Source organism: Alphaproteobacteria bacterium (genome assembly GCA_023898745.1).
GTDB lineage: Bacteria > Pseudomonadota > Alphaproteobacteria.
The window spans coordinates 870,406-888,365 of record CP060237.1 but is presented as its reverse complement, the minus strand read 5'-3'; the positions used below and the strand labels follow the sequence as shown (position 1 = coordinate 888,365).

Genomic DNA, 17,960 nt, shown 5'->3' with positions numbered 1-17,960 from the left:
AACCTCTGTGACAATAATGTCTTAGCACTCAAACGCATAGAGTGCTAATATTTTTAGGAAACAATTAAAGGGAGGAAGTTATGTCTGTTATAGAGCCAAAAAAATGCAGACCTTTGCATGACAGAATTTTAGTTGAACGCGAAGAGCAAGAGCAAAAAACAAAGGGCGGCATCATTATCCCGGATACAGCAAAAGAAAAACCCTCTGTAGGCAAAGTTTTGTCTGTTGGAAAAGGTGCGAAAGATAAAGATGGTGGCGTTATTCCTATGGATGTAAAAGTTGGAGATCGTGTTTTGTTTGCAAAGTGGGGCGGAACGGCGCTTCCAGGGCATGACGAAAAATATATGATTATCAAAGAATCAGATGTATTAAGTATTTTAGATTAGTAAGAAAGGATACAAATCATGACAGCAAAACAATTGAAGTTTGGTCACGAAGCAAGGGAGAAAATTCTTAAAGGGTTTGATAAGCTTGCAAATGCTGTAAAAGTGACTTTAGGTCCAAAGGGGCGATTAGTTGTTATATCAAAAGCATATGGCGCACCACGCGTAACAAAGGATGGCGTATCTGTTGCAAATGCTATTGAAGCGCTTGAGGATAAGTTTGAAGATATGGGTGTGCAGCTTGGTCGCCAAGTGCCAAGTAAAACAGCAGAGCTGGTGGGTGATGGAACAACAACAGCAACAGTATTAGCGCAACGTATTATCCATGAAGGTTACAAAGCTGTAACAGCAGGCATGAATCCAATGGATGTTGCTCGTGGCGTGGATTTAGCTATTGAAAAAGTGATTGCATTTCTTAAGGCAAAAAGCACCGAAGTAAAGGACAAAAAATCAATTGCACAAGTTGCAACTGTATCAGCCAATGGTGACACAGAAATTGGAGAGATGTTAGCTAATGCGTTTGAAAAAGTTGGTAAAGAAGGTGTGATATCTATTGAAGAAGCAAAGTCTGTTCAAACTGAGCTTGATGTGGTTGAAGGCATGCAATTTGATCGTGGTTATCTTTCTCCATATTTTGCAACAAATATGGATAAAAGAATTGCAGAAATGGAAAACCCCTACATTTTGATTTATGAAAAGAAAATTAGCACAATTCAGCCAATTCTGCCATTATTAGAGTCTGTAATGCAGTCAGGTAGACCGTTGTTAATTATCGCTGAGGATGTTGAAGGTGAAGCACTTGCAACACTTGTTGTGAATAGATTAAGAGGTGGATTAAAAGTATGCGCTGTTAAGGCACCTGCATTTGGAGATCGTCGTAAAGAAATTTTAAAGGACATTGCTGTTCTTACAGGTGGGCAAGTGATTTCTGAAGAGCTTGGCATGAAAATCGAAAATACAGACATTAGTATGCTTGGTTCTGCAAAGCGCATTCGTGTAACAAAAGATGATACAACAATCGTGGATGGTTCTGGCGCAAAGAAAGAAATTGAAGTGCGTTGTGCTCAAATCAAGGCGCAAGTGCAAGAAGCTACATCTGAGTATGATATCGAAAAACTCCAAGAACGTTTGGCAAAACTTAGTGGTGGTGTTGCGGTCATTCGTGTTGGTGGTGCTACAGAAGTTGAGCAAAAAGAAAGAAAAGATCGTGTGGAAGATGCAATGCATGCAACACGTGCAGCAATCCAAGAAGGTACTTTGCCAGGTGGAGGTGTTGCGCTGCTTCGCTCGATTTCAGAATTAGATTCTGTAACAGGAAAAAACTCCGATCAAGATGTGGGAATTGATATTGTGCGCAAAGCATTAACAGCACCTACACAACAGATTGCACATAATGCAGGTGAAATTGGCGCAGTCATTGTTGAGCATATTTTAGCGAATCAAGACTTTAATTATGGTTACAACGCGCAAACAGGTAAATATGGTGATATGAAATCTATGGGTATTTCAGATCCAACGAAAGTTACAAGAACTGTCCTTTTAGATGCAGCATCTGTCGCAAAAATGTTTTTCACAGTTGAAGCAGCGATTTGTGATAAGCCATCTGAAAATTCAGATACACCTGCTGCCGCTCCTGGTGGTATGGGTGGTATGGGTGGCATGTACTAACCCCATGAAAGCCTTGGCGCAGCATCAGCTCGAGACACCTCTTGGGCCAATGTTGGCAATTTCGGATGAGCAAAACCTTTATTTGCTCGAATTTCTTGATAAGAAAAATTTGTTATTTCGTCATCCTGAGGTGCAGCCGAAGGGTCTTCCCGTTAGGAAGACGCGTCCTATCATTTCCATAGAACAAGAGTTACAATCCTATTTCTTTGGCACGCTCAAGACTTTCAAAACGCCGTTTCACCTAGGTGGCACTGAGTTTCAAAATTCCACTTGGAGCGCTTTATTACAAATACCCTATGGCACAACAAAAAGTTATAAAGAGCAAGCTCATTTAATGAACCAACCTTCCGCTTGTCGTGCTGTAGCAAATGCTAACGGTGCAAATCAGCTGGCGATCATTGTCCCATGTCATCGCATTGTTCAAAGTGGTGGTGCGATAGGAGGATATGCAGCCGGTGCGTGGCGTAAAAAGTGGTTGCTTGAGCACGAGGCAAAACATAGATGAGCGAATTAACAGAACTCAAAACTATCTTGAATGATTCAGTAACAATTCCTGAATCCAAACGTGGTATGTTTTTCAAAACAGACCCTGGAGCATATTCAGCCCATGATGAGTTTATTGGTGTCACAAATCCAAATCTACGTAAAATTGCAAAACAATTTCAAAAACTGTCGTTTTTAAATCTGCAAAAACTTATAGAATCTCCGATTAATGAAGAGCGTTTATTGGCTCTATTTATATTGGTTCATCAATATCAAAAAGGTGACAAAGATAAAGTGTATGAATTTTATATACGAAATTTACAGCATGTGAACAATTGGAATCTTGTAGATGCATCGGCGCATTTAATTTTAGGCGCTTGCATCTTGCATAGAAACAAAGATGTTCTACTAGCTTTAGCGCATTCAAATAATATGTGGGAACGACGCATTGCGATTGTTGCGACATGGTATTTTATTCGACATCAAGAGCTTGAGTGGACATTTAAATTGGCAAAGATCTTATTAAACGATTCTCACGATCTTATTCATAAAGCAGTAGGCTGGATGTTGCGAGAAGCTGGAGCGAAAAATCGTGACATGTTGATGGAGTTTTTGAATGAACATGCTTCAGCTATGCCAAGAACGATGTTGCGTTATGCAATTGAGAAGTTTTTACCAGAAGAGCGGCAATTTTATTTGCAGCAGCGGCGCACCGTCATCACGAGTCTTGCATAGCAAGGCGTGATGATCTATGGATGGCCGCGATTTTCTTATGAAAATCTCGCCATGACGGTGGGCTGTCATCACGAATCCGCCGTAGGCGGATGTGGTGATCCAAATCATAAATGCGTTAATATACATTAACCTAAATGCAAACCTACAATCATGGCATTTGATCAAGTTCTTGCAGATCGATTGGAAGATATAATAGCAATACATTTTGAAGACATGCGCCTTATTCCAAAACGTATGTTTGGTGGTATTTGTTATACTCTCAATGGCAGTATGTGTTTTGGTATTTTTAATGACATGCTGATTGTGCGCGTTGGGGTAGAGGCGGCAAATGTGTTGCTCAAAGAATCACATGTTAGGCAAATGAATCTTACAGGTAAATCAATGAAGGGTTGGTTAACAATTGAGCCTGAAGCGATTTATGAAGATGAAGAGCTTTTAAGGTTTTGTGAGACGGCAGTGGAGTTTGTGAAGACGCTTCCAAAAAAAATATTAAGTTCCTGATGTGAGAAAGGCGCTCTCCGCATCAATCCAACTATTTTTTGAAGTTCCCAGGAATTCCTTAATGGCGCGCCATAAGTTTTTATTTTCCGCATTAGGCATACCCGCATCTCTCCATTTTATCGTAGAAGATTTGACTCGAGTAATAATCTCATAAAAATCTTTAACTTTCATTAGCTTAAAATCTTGACGCTCAAGATAATGAAAAGCTCCCCCAGTCATTTTTGCTTTTTGTTCATTAAGGGTCGTTAAGATGAGTTTGTTATTTTTTCCAAGCGCTCTCAGTGGAACAAAAATTACACCCTCTCTAAGCACTGTCGAAGATGGTTTTGTTTCTGTCCAAAAAAATGCTTTAACAAAATCAGTATCGATAAAATCACCTTTCCATTTATCTGTTTGGGAAAGAATGTTTTGCACTTCTTCATAGATTGATTCAGCATCAGGCTCTAAAGAAACCTTTCTTTGGTTTTGCTCAAAATATCCAGCACCCACTTCTTCATAAAACTCAGCTTGTTGGGCTTTATGCTGTTCCTTGCCATCAAATGAACCCCCATATGAGATTCCTCGTTCACCCAGATCCTCACTTTCAATGAAGTATAATTCTTCAGGATCGCCCACATCACCAACTTGGTCTACAACGACCATAACAACGCCACCGGCTGTTGCGTTCACTCCATGAGGTATGAGTGTTGCGGCGATATCGTTTGTTGCGCTCCAAGCAGGTTTGAGTTTATATTTATCATCAATTTGTCTTTTATGAAAATATCGCGTTTGGATTCGCACAATATCAGGAAAATAGCTAAGACCTGGGTCAGGTTCGAGATTTTTATTGGTATGATCAAAGATATATAACTTTTTAACTCGGGTTGTATTATATGCGTTTAACGCATCAGCAAGTGCAGATGCGACAGGCATTTTATTCTCATCTTTGACAAAAATACACCCATCTTTAAGTGTCGCATCATTTATAGTGAGAGAACCTAGATCCGAAAGTTTTATGCTTGCAGCCGTTAATTTTCCTAAAAAAGTTCCCTGATCAGTAGCAGCAGTAATACAAAACACCTTTACATTTTTTGCTTTCAAAGCATCAATGTCCTTTTTAATGACAGCTTTATTCCAAGTTGCCTTGTCATCAAAATCCAAAGTCAAAATAACAACATCACCAGCTTCAAACTTTGCTGGATCAAGCTCTACTGTAGGATCAGAAACTTGCCGTATTGCTGGTAAAGAAGTTCCTAGAACTCTAGCGGCGCGAAGTTGTGCATACTGCCGCACTTTATGAATATCAGGCTCTATCTTAAAGCGCGCTACAAGTTCTGCAGGATAAACCAGCTCTCCTTCAGGCGTTACATCACCCGCTTTAAATATTGTGAGTATATCAGCTACAGAAAGTTGTGTACGAACACTATCTTGAAGCGCCGGAAGAGCAGGAGAGAGACTCTCTCCCTTTTTGAATCGCCTCATATTCACGTTGTGCAACAAGCTCTTCTTGCGGGATAGGATCACAAAATAGCCAAAACATCATATTATCCTCCTATATTAATAGGTATCGTAAGACCAGCCATAACACGATATCCACTCATGCCTGTTGTATTGTCAAAATTGGTAGGTGTGTCAGGTCTTGCCGAAAATGCAAAACCTGGAATTCCTTTTTCAGATTTAAAAGATGCATCATGGCTTTTAATAGCAGCCTCTTTTGAAAAAAGATACTGATATTTGAAAGAAGCGTAAACGCCGCCTCTCATTTTATAATTCAATACTCCACCTAAGAAAAATCCTTTCATTGGCTCTTGAGGCGCGTCAGTACTAATGAAATGATCCAGTGTGTCAGGTTTTGATGGTGCGGCATAAGCGTATTTAAATGATTGAATCTGCATTTTCTCAAGTCCGCCAATAAATCCAATAGACAGACTTTTAAACAGAGACCACATTATTCGCATTTCCCCACCAAAGAAAGATGGATTTTTAAAATACTCTTGCTGAAAAAACGATCTGCCGCCATAGATCAGTCCAATCAAAGAGAAGTTGTCCATTTGATAGAACCTGAAACCAACAGAACCTACCGCGCTTATTTGATGTTGTGTTTTTGTATTATCACCATTTGCATTAAGGTTTTTAAATTTTGGATCATTAATAACTTGTTTAAAATCCTTCACTTCTCGCACATTCCGCGCATAGCCGGCATAAAATTCTAAAAAACAAAGCATATTAATGAGTCTGTGTTAATATACTCAACGTGTGAGGCAAGTGAATATTCTTATGTCTCATATATGCCATAACCGTATTCAGCATTAAGTTAAATACTGTCATCGGCCCAACACCACCAGGCACAGGGGTAATATGTTTTACAATGGGCTCAACTTTATCAAAATGCACATCACCATAAAGCCTCCCTCCAACTTTTGTAATACCTACATCAATAATCGTATGTTTGTCATGAACATATGTATCATCAATAAGTTCAGGCACACCCATAGCGGCTACAATAATATCACTATCATGGCACAATTTTTTTAAATTTTTACTTTTGGAATGTGCAATTTGAATCGTTGCATTTTGACGTAATAAAAGATGCGCTAACGGCTTTCCTACTAAATTTGATCGCCCAATAATAAGTGCTTTTTGTCCAGTTAAATCATGAATAACGGTTTTAATCAATTGAACACATCCTTGTGGCGTGCATGGCGCAAACCGAATGTGCGGTTGAAATAATGAGCCTAGGTTATACGGATGCAAACCATCAACATCTTTTTCTGGTGCAATTTTTTCTAAGAATTTCTCTGCTCTTAAGGGGTGAGGTAGGGGGAGTTGCAAAATAATACCATGAACATCTGTATTAGAATTCAAATTATCAATGGTTTTTAATAGCTCTACTTCAGTCGCTGTCTTCGGCAATTCAACACATTGAAACGCGATACCAATTTCTTGCGCTTTCTTGCGCTTTTGGTCAACATATACTTTGCTTGCTGGATTATCTCCTACCAAAATAGCAGCCAACCCTGGTGTGCCTTTTATATTTTCTTTCAGAACTTGAAAGTATTGTTGCGCAATCTTTTTGCCGTCAATGATCATGGGTTAGAAAATTGTCACGACTCTAATAAGCACTTGTTTTAAGAAATAAATAAGCAGCCATAAAATCAGCACAGACGCGTCAAAAGGTTCAAAATTTATAACACTCCTGATTTTTTCAAGTGCAGGATTATAAATCAAAAACAAGGTGTTGTGAATTTTATAAGTAACCTTATTATAAGAATCAATCACATTAAAGGACTCTAAAAGCATCAAAAGACCAAAAATAAATAACCCTAAGCTATATAACTCAAGGATAACGCGCAACACTTGCAGAATTGGAACGAAAATAATATCCATTGCGACGAAGAAATAAAAAATCTTTACTTATTACACCAAGTTTTGGTAACTATGTCCAGTGTTTGCAGATGCTCGTCATGGCGAGCGCACCGAAGGTGGCGTGGCCATCCATGGATCACCACACCTTGCTGCGCAAGGTTCGTGATGACATTATGTATAGACCTAGATAGACCTCTTGCAAGAATTCGATTATCATAAAACAAACATAATTGAACCCTTCTTTTTGACTCGATACAAAGCCATCATAGAATATGACGGAACGCATTTTTACGGATTCCAGCGACAAAGCTCTAAAAAAGAAACTGTGCAGGCATTTCTAGAAACAGCATTGCAAAAACTCACAAAGGAAACGATTACGTTAGCAGCGGCAGGGCGTACGGATGCTGGCGTTCATGCAAAAGGTCAAGTGATACATTTTGATTTGTCTAAAGAATGGGATCCCTATGATTTGCGTAGCGGATTAAACTTTTATCTTGAGTATGTTTCGGTTTTGTCTGTGGAAAAAGTTTCAGAAAATTTTCATGCACGATTCACAGCTAAAGAGCGTTGGTATGAATATCATATTATCAACCGACCAGCAAAATTATCGCTAGATAAGTATCGTGCCTGGCATGTATTTTATCCACTTGATATTCAAAAACTTCACGAAGGTGCAAAATTTTTTATTGGGGTTCATGATTTTAGCGCGTTTCAATCTGCAAGTTCTTTAGAAGAGATGCCTGAGATTAGAATAGAGCGAGCAATTGATGTATTTGATGTTCAAAGTAATAACGATCATATTGTGTGCACAATTAAGGCACGTTCATTTTTGCACAATCAAGTGCGTATGATGATGGGGTCGTTAGCATGGTATGCTGCCGAAAGAATTTCTAAGGATGTGATTCAAACGGCCTTAGAAAAAGGCGTGAAACAAGGTCTCGGACCAACAGCCCCGCCTCATGGATTATATTTTATGGGTGTGAAATACTAGTCGAGTGAATAGCGACATGCTATACACGCTTCAGAGTCTTGTCTTATTTTTTCTTTGGCGCCTTTTTTGTTGCTGGCTTTTTCGCTTTGGTGGCTGTTTTTTTCAAGCTTGATTTTGCGTCATTTGCTGCTTTTTTAACTGTTTCTGTTGCTGTTTCCGCTGTTTCTTTAATTGTCTCAGCAACTTTTTCTGTTTTACCAATCAGGTTATTAAAAAAGTCTCTAAATTTACCCATGAAAAATGTTCCTTTAATTAAATCTATGATTAAATTCTAACAAACTATAAAGCCATAGAACATGTTATTGTATTTTTTTTGATAAAAATATGATTTATATATTGCAAAATAATTTTAAATAAAATCCACTCGTCATTTTGAGGTGAAGTCGAAGGATCTTGCGAGTCGAATTTAGGAAGATCCTTTACTTCGTTCAGGATGATGGTTGGCGGTTAAATAAAATCTAATTTATATTTTAATCGTTGTATGCCCATATATCCAGTAATAACTGTAAGAGTAATAAGTGCAAGCGCTGACGGCCAAAACGGTAAAAAACCTTGCTGACCAATTGTTGCTACGCGAAGCATCTCTGTCATATATGTATATGGATTGATTAAGGCTATGTATGAAATCGTGGGTGCAATTTCATAGAGTGTTTCCCAAGGAAATGCAAACCCACCCAAAAACCATAGAGGAAATATAATACGAGAAATAACCGTTCCAATATATCCAGGATTTTTACAAATGCTTGTTAAAAATAAGATGAAACTGCCAAAAAATACGCTCGTTAAAATAATAGCAATACTCATATGCAAAGGAGAGATTTGAGATAGGTGCACTTGATCTGACATCAAAACTGCAGCGAATATTAATCCAATGATCGTAAAAACAAACACGTCGATAATATAGGCGCATACAGACTTTATAAATATAAGATAATTAGACATAGGAAGTGTCAGATGATAGTCAATATGACGGTCGCCGAAAAAGTCTGAGACAGCGTTAATCATATGTGGCAACATCTCAAACCATGCAGCAGATACCATAATACCTGCTACCATAAGTTGACCATAACCTTGTTGCAAACCTAATTTTTGTAACACATAAACGTTCACAAAAATTGTACACACAACCCATATAGCCAAGTTAATAAAAGCCTCAATAAATCGTCTTTTAAAGAAGATTAAATCTGTTTTGAGTAATTGCCAAAAAATCCTTGAAGTGTTCATTTTTTTTGCTCCTTAATTAATTGGATGAAGGCATTTTCTAAATTCTTCTCTTTGAATTTCTTTTTGAGGTTTTGTGATGAGTCTATCGTGATAACGTTACCTTTGTCTAAAACACATACGCGATCGGATAATTTTTCTGCCTCATCTAAATAGTGTGTGGTTAAAAGAACTGTCATGCCATTTTTTTTAAGCTCTGCAACGATATCCCACAATTCTCGCCTGATATCAGGGTCCAGACCAACAGTTGGTTCATCTAACACGATGAATTTAGGATTATGCATAAGAGCGCGCGCAATCATAACACGTTGTTTGTATCCGCCTGACAAGGTATTTGGATTGGCATGTAAATATTCTTTAAGCCATAGTTTTTCTACTAGCTCATCAAGTTTGTCTTTTGCGTCTTTCTCAGAAAACCCAAAGTACAGTGCGTCGAAATAAAGATTCTCTCTTACAGTGAGCTCGTTATGCAAATTGGGTTTTTGCGGGCAAAATCCAATAATTCTGCGATATTGATTTAGATCTTTATAAATAGATTGACCTTGATATAGCACATCACCTTCAGTGGGTGGAAGCAGTGTGGTGAGAATAGAAGATAAAGTTGTTTTTCCACAGCCATTTACTCCTAAAAGGCCTAATATTTCACCTTCCTGAATTTCCAATGAAACTTTTTTCAAAGCTTGGACACCATTTTTATATGTTTTTGATACGTTATGAATTTTTATGAACATGCTGCTCCGTATATGTACAGCGCCCCGTCATCACGAGGCGCGAAGTGCCTTGGTGATCCATGAATGGCCGCGCTTCGCTCGGCATGACGCGCTTTCGATCTAAGTTATTATGCTAATCTTCAAATTAACAAATCAATTATTTAAGGATCTTTTTTCCAAAAAGATTGTATGAAAATTTCACGTACCAAATGTTTCCTAATACGTTTCCAGCTGTTTCAATACAGTCTTGTAAGATGCCCAGTGTTAAGAAAATGGCTGACATTTTATAAGAAAAACCAAAATAACTTACAACCAGAGGTGTAAGAACCAGAGCAGATCCTGCTGGCACAGCAGCTGTAGAGAATTTCGCTAATCCATAATAATACAAGAACACCATAAATGCTGGAAATGTGGGGAACGTGCCATCAAATAAATAAATTGTTGCTGCAGCTGTTGCAGCAAAAATCAACCCATCTCCAATCGCATGAATATTAATTGTAGATGGAATCATAAATTCTACATAATCTTTACTTGCTGTATGTTTTTCAGCGGTTTTAAACATAAGCGGCATAGCAGCCAAACTGGAAGTTGTCGAAAATCCTGTGAGAAAGGCTGTGGAAGAGTCCTTAATATGCTTCATTGTATCGCTAAAACTGAACTTATTTGCCAGTAAAAACAAAATGAGAAAATAGCTAATATATATTGGCATTACAACAATCAGAACTTTTCCATAACCTAAAAATAGTGATTTGATAGCGCCTTCATATTGCAATTTTACAAAAAATCCAAAAATGAAAAGCGGCAATGCTGGAATAAAGTAACCATTGAAAATGTTTGTTACAAAACCTTTGAGCGTATTAGAAAATTGATCAATTTTTTTGTTATTCACGAAGCTAAATATGATACCCAAAATAAGTCCAGCAATCATACTGTTTTTTGGTGCCCAAAATCCTGGAATTGGTAAGGCTGTTAAACTTTCAATAGAATCTGTTTGGGTCGTCAAATCAATGCCAGATGTTAGATCTAAAAATGACATAAAGAATTTGCACAGATAAAACGAAATACCAAATGCTGCAACATTAGATAAGGTAACTGTAATTAATATCGCAAAGATCAACATAGGTGCGCTTTTCGCAAATTTCATCATAGATGAAAACATGTAAGAAAATACAAGAATTGGCAAAAAAATCATCAACGCATCTTTAAAGAGGCAGCTGATAGAGTAAAAAATACGCAAGATATCTTTGGATAAAAAGGGTGTAAAAACAATTGCAATCACTACAACGAGCAATATTTGAATGGGCAATTGTTTGAGTAGGTTTTTCATAATGTCTTTTTTAAGATCACACTTGCATTATAGAATAAGACATATTGGGCATGCTAGAATTTATTGAATGGGTAAAATAAAAATTTTTATGAGCTACAAAGATACAGTCTTCCTGCCAAAAACAGATTTTTCTATGAAGGGTGATCTCGCCAAAAAAGAGCCTGGGTTATTAAAAAACTGGGAGAAACTTTATGAAAGATTGCGTGTATCAAGCAAAGATAAAGAAAAATTCATTCTTATGTTTGGACCTCCTTATGCAAATGGTCATATTCATATGGGGCATGCACTAACTTATGTTTTGAAAGATATTATTAATAAAACACATCAAATGTTAGGGTATGATTCGCCTATGATTCCAGGTTGGGATTCGCATGGTTTACCAATTGAATGGAAAATTGAAGAACAGTATCGCAAAAAAGGCATGTCAAAAGATGATATCAAAACGACGGAACAGATTTTGGAATTTCGCCAAAATTGCCGAGATTTTGCGAAGCAATGGATGGATGTGCAGCGTGAAGAATTGAAACGTTTAGGCATCGTTGTGGACTTTGAAGATCCCTATAATACGATGCATTTTGAATCGGAAGCTGAAATTGTCAACCAAATGAATCACTTCTTATTAAATGGAACATTATACCAGGGGTTACGCCCAATCATGTGGTCTGTAGTTGAGCAAACGGCATTAGCAGATAATGAAGTTGAATATAAAAATATCAAGAGCCCTTCAATATATGTAGCCTTTCCTGTGCAAGGGGAAGATTTTTCTTGCGTTATTTGGACAACAACGCCTTGGACATTGCCGGCAAACCGGGCAATTTGTTTTAACAAAGATCTCGAATATGTCCTTATTGAATTGACATCTTCTCCGTCATCACGAGGGACGGAGTCCCGTGGTGATCTTTTAGAAGATGGCCACGGCCTTTCGGGTCTCGCCATGACGAAGCGTATAATTGTTGCTAAAGAGTGCTTAGACCGATTTATTGGAGCGGTGGGCCAAGTATATAAAGTGGTTCGAGATATTCCTTCAGATGAGTTGTCAAAAATGAAATGTCACCATCCGTTGTATAAACATGGATATGATTTTGATGTGCCATTGTTCCATGGTGACCACGTGACATTGGAAGCAGGCACAGGGCTTGTGCATACAGCGCCAGGCCATGGTATTGAAGACTTTGAAATTGGAAAACAACACAACATAAAAGTACCGCATTTGATTGGTGATAATGGAATATATTATGAAGATGTGCCTTTGTTTGCCGGCGAGCATGTTTTTAAGGTTGGTCCAAAAGTTATGGATGCCATTGAAGACGAAGGATATCTTATGGCAAAAGGTGAGATAGAGCATAGCTATCCACACTCATGGCGCTCTAAAAAGCCTTTAATTTATCGAACAACACATCAATGGTTTATTGATATTAAAGAGATTCGCAAGAAGGCATTGACCGAAATTGAAAAGGTGGAATGGTATCCAGCATCAGGCAAAAACCGTATTAGATCTATGGTTGAAACGCGTCCAGATTGGTGTATTTCACGCCAAAGATTTTGGGGCACGCCTTTGGCAATTTTTATGCATAAAAAAACCAAAGAACCCCTGCGTGATAAAGCTGTGCAAGATCGTGTTGTTGAGGCAATCAAAAAAGAGGGTGGGGATGCATGGTATACAAAGGATATATCTTACTTTCTGGGCGATAAATACAATGCTAATGATTACGAAAAAGTTTTTGATGTATTGGATGTGTGGTTTGATAGCGGATGTGTACATCAATTTGTAACCAAAAAGCGTTTTGGGCGATTGGCAGATGTTGTGCTGGAAGGTTCAGATCAACACAGAGGATGGTTTCAATCTCTGTTGCTCGAGTCTGTTGGTATTCAAGATGTTGCTCCCTATAAAAAAGTTGTAACGCATGGATTTGTATTAGATGAACACGGTTACAAGATGTCTAAGTCCTTAGGAAATAGCGTTTCACCGCAAAAAATTATAGAAGAGCATGGTGCAGATATTATTAGGCAATGGGCGATTTTCTCAGACTATACAGAGGATTTGCGTATTGGTAACGAGATTATCCGCAGACATCAAGATTTGTATCGCAGATTTAGAAATACCTTCCGCTACCTATTAGGTGCGCTTTCTGATTTTAAAGAAGAAGAGATTGTGGAATATAAAGATATGCCAGATCTTGAGAAATATATGTTACATCTGGTGAGTCATTTAGATCATTTGCACAAAGAATGCATTGCAGATTTTAAATACTCAAAATTTTATGAAGCATTGCATTATTTTTGTACAAAAGAACTATCATCATTTTATTTTGATATTCGAAAGGATTCTCTATATTGTGATGCCTCAAATGACATAAAGCGCCGCTCTACAAGAACAGTCATGTATTATATGCTGCAAATTTTGATGCGTTATCTGGCGCCTGTTTTAAGCTTCACAACAGAAGAAGTATATCAATCATTTACACAACAAACAGAGAAGAGCGTTCATGAGCTAGGATTTTTTGATATCAAGATTGAATGGATTAATAAAGTGGTGGCAAAAAAAATAGATCACCTGCGTGAAGTTAGAAATGTTATCACAGGTGCGTTAGAAATTGAGCGCGCGAATAAAGTGATTGGTTCTAGTTTAGAGGCTGTTGTGGATTTATACGTGGAAGGCGCCATTGACCTTGAATTGTTAAATGAAATGACAATTACATCATCTATTGAGTTAAGTCAGTCAAAAGATGGATTTTCTTTAGAAGAAATTGCAAACGTATACTGCAAAATTTCTAAGGCGTCTGGAGAAAAATGTGAGCGTTGTTGGCGCGTTGATCCGGAAGTGAAAACACTGTGCAAGAGGTGTTCTAATGTCGTTGGAAAATCCGAACATGCAGCATCTTGAATTTGAATACATTGATGGAGTTATTCCTGAGATTGAGCAGAAAATGCATTTTGGGCATATTGAAGATGAGAAACAGCACGGGGTTAAGTTTAACTACAAGAAGTTTTCTATTGTTATAAAAGATGGGCAAAAATTTGTTGGTGGCTTGATTGCTTATACAGTTTATAAAGAAATATATGTTGATGATCTTTGGGTTGATCCTTTATATAGACGAAAAGGTTTGGGTTGTGGATTGTTAAAAGAGCTTGAAAGTAGATTTGCTGGGAAAGGTTATAATAATATCAACCTTGTGACTAGCGCTTTTCAGGCGCCGGAGTTTTACAAAAAATGCGGCTTTGAGGTTGAATTTGTGAGAGAAAATAAAGAGAATCCGGAATTTACCAAAACGTTTTTTGTGAAATATTTAAAGTCCTAATTTTGATAATTGGAGGGGGCGTCAAGCTTGGGATACATACTACCTTGCATTTCTTTGAATAAACATTGTGCTAGAATGGAGCATATTAACTAGGTTTATTTATATATGTTGTTTCTTTTTTTTGCTCAAGAGCCATTTTATGGAATGAATTCCCCTTTAGGCAACAATTGTCTTGACACTCACTTTCAAGCCACGCCTGAATATAAAAATGAGCAGGAGTTTCGTTTCTCAAATAAAACAGATTCCTCTATATTAGACCTATGTCTTATTGTTACTAAAGATAGGGCGCTTAACTTTTTCAACCATGAACATTTTAATCAAAGATTTGCTGTCAGAATGAACAGATTAGGGATTGTTTTTGTTGGCTTAATGTTAGCTGATTATTTTTTTGCTTTTGAAGATAGAGTGGGGTTTTATGTAAAATCTTTAGGGGTTATTGGCGCGTTAGTGCTTATTATTAAACTCTATCCAATTTTTAAGATTGCGCATGAGATCAAAATAGGAGAGTGCGCGCTTTCTATTTACAAAAAATATGCTCCAAAAGAGAGATTAGGCGCTAGGATAGGAAATGCATTAGGTGGCGGAAGGATGCCTTCATCTTTAAAAATATGTGGGTTTTCTATTTTATATCCTGAGTTCAAAGAATTCTCTTCTTGCTATCATATCTCTATTGTTGCGTGTAAAAATGGAGCGAGCTATATAGAAAAAGCATATTTTCCTTTGACAATTTTTGTTGGAGATGAGGATAAGGCGCCAAGTTTTAAAGGGCTACAACAAAGTTGTGTAAATTATATCAAAACATCTTGTCAATATGAGATAGAAGGGAAAAATTTTAAACATCCAGATTTTGGTCAGGCTTATATTGCCGCTATTTTAGCGCAATTGATGCATCGTTATCCTGATAGATGGCTTTTAGATTACGTGGACGCATTGTGTGAACATGCTAAAAAACATGGCGGAAAAGTTCCGCAACCTTCTGAGTTAAAGGATCAGTTTTATCAAGAAGTTGCGGAAGAATTTTTACCGAGGATAACACCTGTATATGATGAAATGCTTGAGAGTAATGAGTGCTTTGTACGATTAACAAGAAAAAGAACACTAGATAACGCAGGAGTTCTAATTATAGACGAAAATCCAAGCATCATCTTAGATTGTTTGATGAGATTGCTGGAATTAAATCCCGCCAAAACATATTGTGAAGTTAGAAGGGCGTTTTTAGAATATGTGCAAAAAGATCTTAAGGGAGAATCTTTACCTTACTCTTTGACTGAAGATTTGATTCAAGCTATTCAAAAAAAACTTTAAGTGAAATCTTTACAATTCTCTTTCAGATATCTTTCCACCGCATCGGCCATATCCTCAGAAACTGTATGTATTGTCACAAAAGCATCATTTTTTTTATATGGCTCTCCAACGTTTTTATGTAAATACAATCCGGCTGTTAAAGATAAAGGCGCACCAGCCATTTTCGCGGCAGTGACAATTTTTTTGTTAGATAGCGCTTCCAGTACGCCGGATTTTTTGAAGTAAATTGTACGCTGAATTTTCGCTTCTTCTATATCGGGTTTATAAGCTCCTTGCGCTTTACAAATTGCCTTAAATTTTTCAAAAGCTTGGCCAGATTTCAAAATTTGTTTTGCAATGATGCAACCCTTTTTAGGTTCAACAAAATCAATAATCATACCAGCAATTTTTATGCACTTCTCGCGCAAATCTTTCGGCGCCTCTGGATCATTTTTCAGAACTTTCAGCACATCTTTTATTTCAAGTGACGGCCCTATTCCACGACCAATAGGTTTTGTTCCATCGGAGATATATACCTTAACTTTAACACCAAAATGTTTCGCAACCATTTCAAATGCACGTTTCAAATAGTTTGCATGTGCTTTGGTTTTAATTTTTGTTTCAGGTCCGACAGGAATATCCAAAAGTGTATGTGTTGAGCCAGCAGCGAGTTTTTTGGACATAATAGATGCAATCAGCTGACTATCAATGTTGAGTTCAAGCATGCGCTCAATTTTAATAATGATGTTATCTACAGGATTTACATTGCCGCCAAAAGCAAAACATCCCTTTTCTTTTTTTACAATCTTTTTAATATCTAGATCTTCAACATTTGTGATAACACTCATAGTGTCGGCCGTGCCAGCAGGGGAGGTGATAGCTTTTGAGGAGGTTTTGGGAATTGCTAATCCAAATGCTGCAACAATAGACACAATGACAGGCGTGGTTCTATTGCCAGCAACACCGCCTATGCAATGTTTATCCACGATAATATCATAAGGCCAAGATATTTTTTGACTCAAATCTAACATTGCTTTTGTTGATGCAATTAATTCTTTATTCGTAATTTTTTTACATGTACTTGCTGTCACAAAAGAAGCAACATGCAAATCAAATACCTCATAATTAAGAAAAGATTTGTACAGGCTTAAATAATCTTCATAGGTTAGCTCATCACCTTGCAAGCGCTTTTTAATCACACCTAACCCAAACGTTTGACTTAAGAGTTCAGCGGTAACGATATCGCCACTCTTTGCACCTATTGCATCATAGGTCTCTTGAGATAAAATAATTTCTTTAGGGTTAATCGTGTTCTGATTTATAATCCCAACATTAACAACCGCTGACTTTTTGCCTTTTTTGATGATAATGCGCGGCTGAATATCGAATTTCATATTTTGCACAATAGGTGCATCTTCATGAAAAAATACAGAAAATCCGCTGTGAATGACGAATTTTTTAACTTTAAATTTCACTAAAAATTATAGCCTCCACCGATCATAAAGCGCATCGCTCTTTTATAATCAGTATCAGTGATTTTATTACTAAATAGATAATTTCCTTCAATTTGAACAAATGTAACGCCTGTAATCATAGTTCTAGAGCTTGCACCAATAGAAACGCCCCATTTTTTATTCCAAGAAATTTCTGGGCCAATAGAAAATGAAACAAGCGTTGAGGGTGTAATATATTGCCCACACACAAATTCTAGACTTGAGAAAGATGCAGATGTATTTTCTGTATCGGGATTGGTGAAATCTCTACCAAATAAGCGAGCGCGACCACCCATATATAGACCGCCTGTTACTAAACCATAACCCCCAAAAACATTAACGGTAAATCCATCATCACTTTTGCTATCATTCGCAGAATCCTTTTTGGAAATAATGATTGCAGATCTTCCAAATGTTCCACCGAGATAAAATCCTCCTTGACAAGGGGCGGCTGTTAAAAAAAACATCACACAAATTATATAACTTCATAATGTTTAGTTTGGAATTTTTGATGAATTTT

The 17,960-nt window shown here is 37.4% G+C and carries 19 protein-coding genes; 9 read left to right on the top strand and 10 right to left on the bottom strand.

Features of this window, described 5'->3' with window-relative positions:
• Positions 1-80 precede the first annotated feature (80 nt).
• The 5 genes from H6850_04435 (at position 81) to H6850_04415 (ending at position 3,770) form a co-directional block, all read left to right on the top strand.
• Positions 81-386, top strand: a complete 306-nt coding sequence (locus tag H6850_04435) for a co-chaperone GroES (protein USO02315.1) — start codon at positions 81-83, stop codon at positions 384-386.
• An 18-nt stretch (positions 387-404) separates the two neighbouring features.
• On the top strand, positions 405-2,051 hold the full coding sequence (groL, locus tag H6850_04430) for a chaperonin GroEL (protein ID USO02314.1): 1,647 nt from the start codon (positions 405-407) through the stop codon (positions 2,049-2,051).
• A 4-nt stretch (positions 2,052-2,055) separates the two neighbouring features.
• Positions 2,056-2,556, top strand: a complete 501-nt coding sequence (locus H6850_04425; GenBank protein ID USO02832.1) for a methylated-DNA--[protein]-cysteine S-methyltransferase — start codon at positions 2,056-2,058, stop codon at positions 2,554-2,556.
• On the top strand, positions 2,553-3,269 hold the full coding sequence (locus H6850_04420) for a DNA alkylation repair protein (GenBank protein ID USO02313.1): 717 nt from the start codon (positions 2,553-2,555) through the stop codon (positions 3,267-3,269). The genes H6850_04425 and H6850_04420 overlap by 4 nt, the downstream gene beginning before the upstream one ends.
• 150 nt (positions 3,270-3,419) lie before the next feature.
• Entirely contained in the window at positions 3,420-3,770 is a 351-nt protein-coding gene (locus H6850_04415; GenBank protein USO02312.1) for a TfoX/Sxy family protein, read from the top strand.
• On the opposite strand, the gene H6850_04410 is transcribed toward H6850_04415, so the two are convergent.
• From H6850_04410 to H6850_04395, 4 genes are all read right to left on the bottom strand, one after another.
• A complete protein-coding gene (locus H6850_04410; protein USO02311.1) occupies positions 3,759-5,231 on the bottom strand; it encodes a hypothetical protein in 1,473 nt (490 codons plus the stop codon). The two genes, H6850_04415 and H6850_04410, sit on opposite strands and share 12 nt — an antisense overlap.
• A gap of 62 nt (positions 5,232-5,293) precedes the next feature.
• Positions 5,294-5,974, bottom strand: a complete 681-nt coding sequence (locus H6850_04405) for a hypothetical protein (protein ID USO02310.1) — start codon at positions 5,972-5,974, stop codon at positions 5,294-5,296.
• A gap of 1 nt (position 5,975) precedes the next feature.
• Complete coding sequence (locus H6850_04400) at positions 5,976-6,839, bottom strand: bifunctional 5,10-methylenetetrahydrofolate dehydrogenase/5,10-methenyltetrahydrofolate cyclohydrolase (GenBank protein USO02309.1); 864 nt, start codon at positions 6,837-6,839, stop codon at positions 5,976-5,978.
• Positions 6,840-6,842: 3 nt separating this feature from the next.
• Complete coding sequence (locus tag H6850_04395) at positions 6,843-7,136, bottom strand: YggT family protein (GenBank protein USO02308.1); 294 nt, start codon at positions 7,134-7,136, stop codon at positions 6,843-6,845.
• Between the two features lie 223 nt (positions 7,137-7,359).
• Here H6850_04395 and truA point away from each other — a divergent pair, with 223 nt between their 5' ends.
• Positions 7,360-8,106 (top strand): tRNA pseudouridine(38-40) synthase TruA, encoded by a 747-nt coding sequence (truA, locus tag H6850_04390; GenBank protein ID USO02307.1) that lies wholly within the window; start codon positions 7,360-7,362, stop codon positions 8,104-8,106.
• A gap of 43 nt (positions 8,107-8,149) precedes the next feature.
• On the opposite strand, the gene H6850_04385 is transcribed toward truA, so the two are convergent.
• From H6850_04385 to H6850_04370, 4 genes are all read right to left on the bottom strand, one after another.
• On the bottom strand, positions 8,150-8,341 hold the full coding sequence (locus tag H6850_04385; protein ID USO02306.1) for a hypothetical protein: 192 nt from the start codon (positions 8,339-8,341) through the stop codon (positions 8,150-8,152).
• A gap of 212 nt (positions 8,342-8,553) precedes the next feature.
• A complete protein-coding gene (locus H6850_04380) occupies positions 8,554-9,330 on the bottom strand; it encodes an ABC transporter permease (protein USO02305.1) in 777 nt (258 codons plus the stop codon).
• On the bottom strand, positions 9,327-10,058 hold the full coding sequence (locus H6850_04375; protein ID USO02304.1) for an ABC transporter ATP-binding protein: 732 nt from the start codon (positions 10,056-10,058) through the stop codon (positions 9,327-9,329). Before H6850_04375 ends, H6850_04380 begins: the two co-directional genes overlap by 4 nt.
• Before the next feature lie 136 nt (positions 10,059-10,194).
• On the bottom strand, positions 10,195-11,364 hold the full coding sequence (locus tag H6850_04370; GenBank protein ID USO02303.1) for a cation:dicarboxylase symporter family transporter: 1,170 nt from the start codon (positions 11,362-11,364) through the stop codon (positions 10,195-10,197).
• Between the two features lie 82 nt (positions 11,365-11,446).
• On the opposite strand from H6850_04370, the gene H6850_04365 reads away from it, so the two are divergent.
• The 3 genes from H6850_04365 to H6850_04355 all read left to right on the top strand — a co-directional run bounded on the left by H6850_04365 (position 11,447) and on the right by H6850_04355 (position 15,968).
• A complete protein-coding gene (locus tag H6850_04365; protein USO02831.1) occupies positions 11,447-14,248 on the top strand; it encodes an isoleucine--tRNA ligase in 2,802 nt (933 codons plus the stop codon).
• The gene (locus H6850_04360; GenBank protein ID USO02302.1) at positions 14,214-14,663 is read left to right on the top strand and encodes a GNAT family N-acetyltransferase; all 450 of its coding nucleotides are present in this window, start codon (positions 14,214-14,216) and stop codon (positions 14,661-14,663) included. Before H6850_04365 ends, H6850_04360 begins: the two co-directional genes overlap by 35 nt.
• A gap of 105 nt (positions 14,664-14,768) precedes the next feature.
• Positions 14,769-15,968, top strand: a complete 1,200-nt coding sequence (locus H6850_04355; GenBank protein ID USO02301.1) for a hypothetical protein — start codon at positions 14,769-14,771, stop codon at positions 15,966-15,968.
• Here the strand turns inward: H6850_04355 and H6850_04350 are convergent.
• Positions 15,965-17,422, bottom strand: coding sequence for a thymidine phosphorylase (locus H6850_04350; protein USO02300.1), 1,458 nt, complete (start codon positions 17,420-17,422; stop codon positions 15,965-15,967). The genes H6850_04355 and H6850_04350 overlap by 4 nt on opposite strands.
• Positions 17,422-17,907, bottom strand: coding sequence for a hypothetical protein (locus H6850_04345; GenBank protein USO02299.1), 486 nt, complete (start codon positions 17,905-17,907; stop codon positions 17,422-17,424). The genes H6850_04350 and H6850_04345 overlap by 1 nt, the downstream gene beginning before the upstream one ends.
• Between the last annotated feature and the right edge of the window lie 53 nt (positions 17,908-17,960).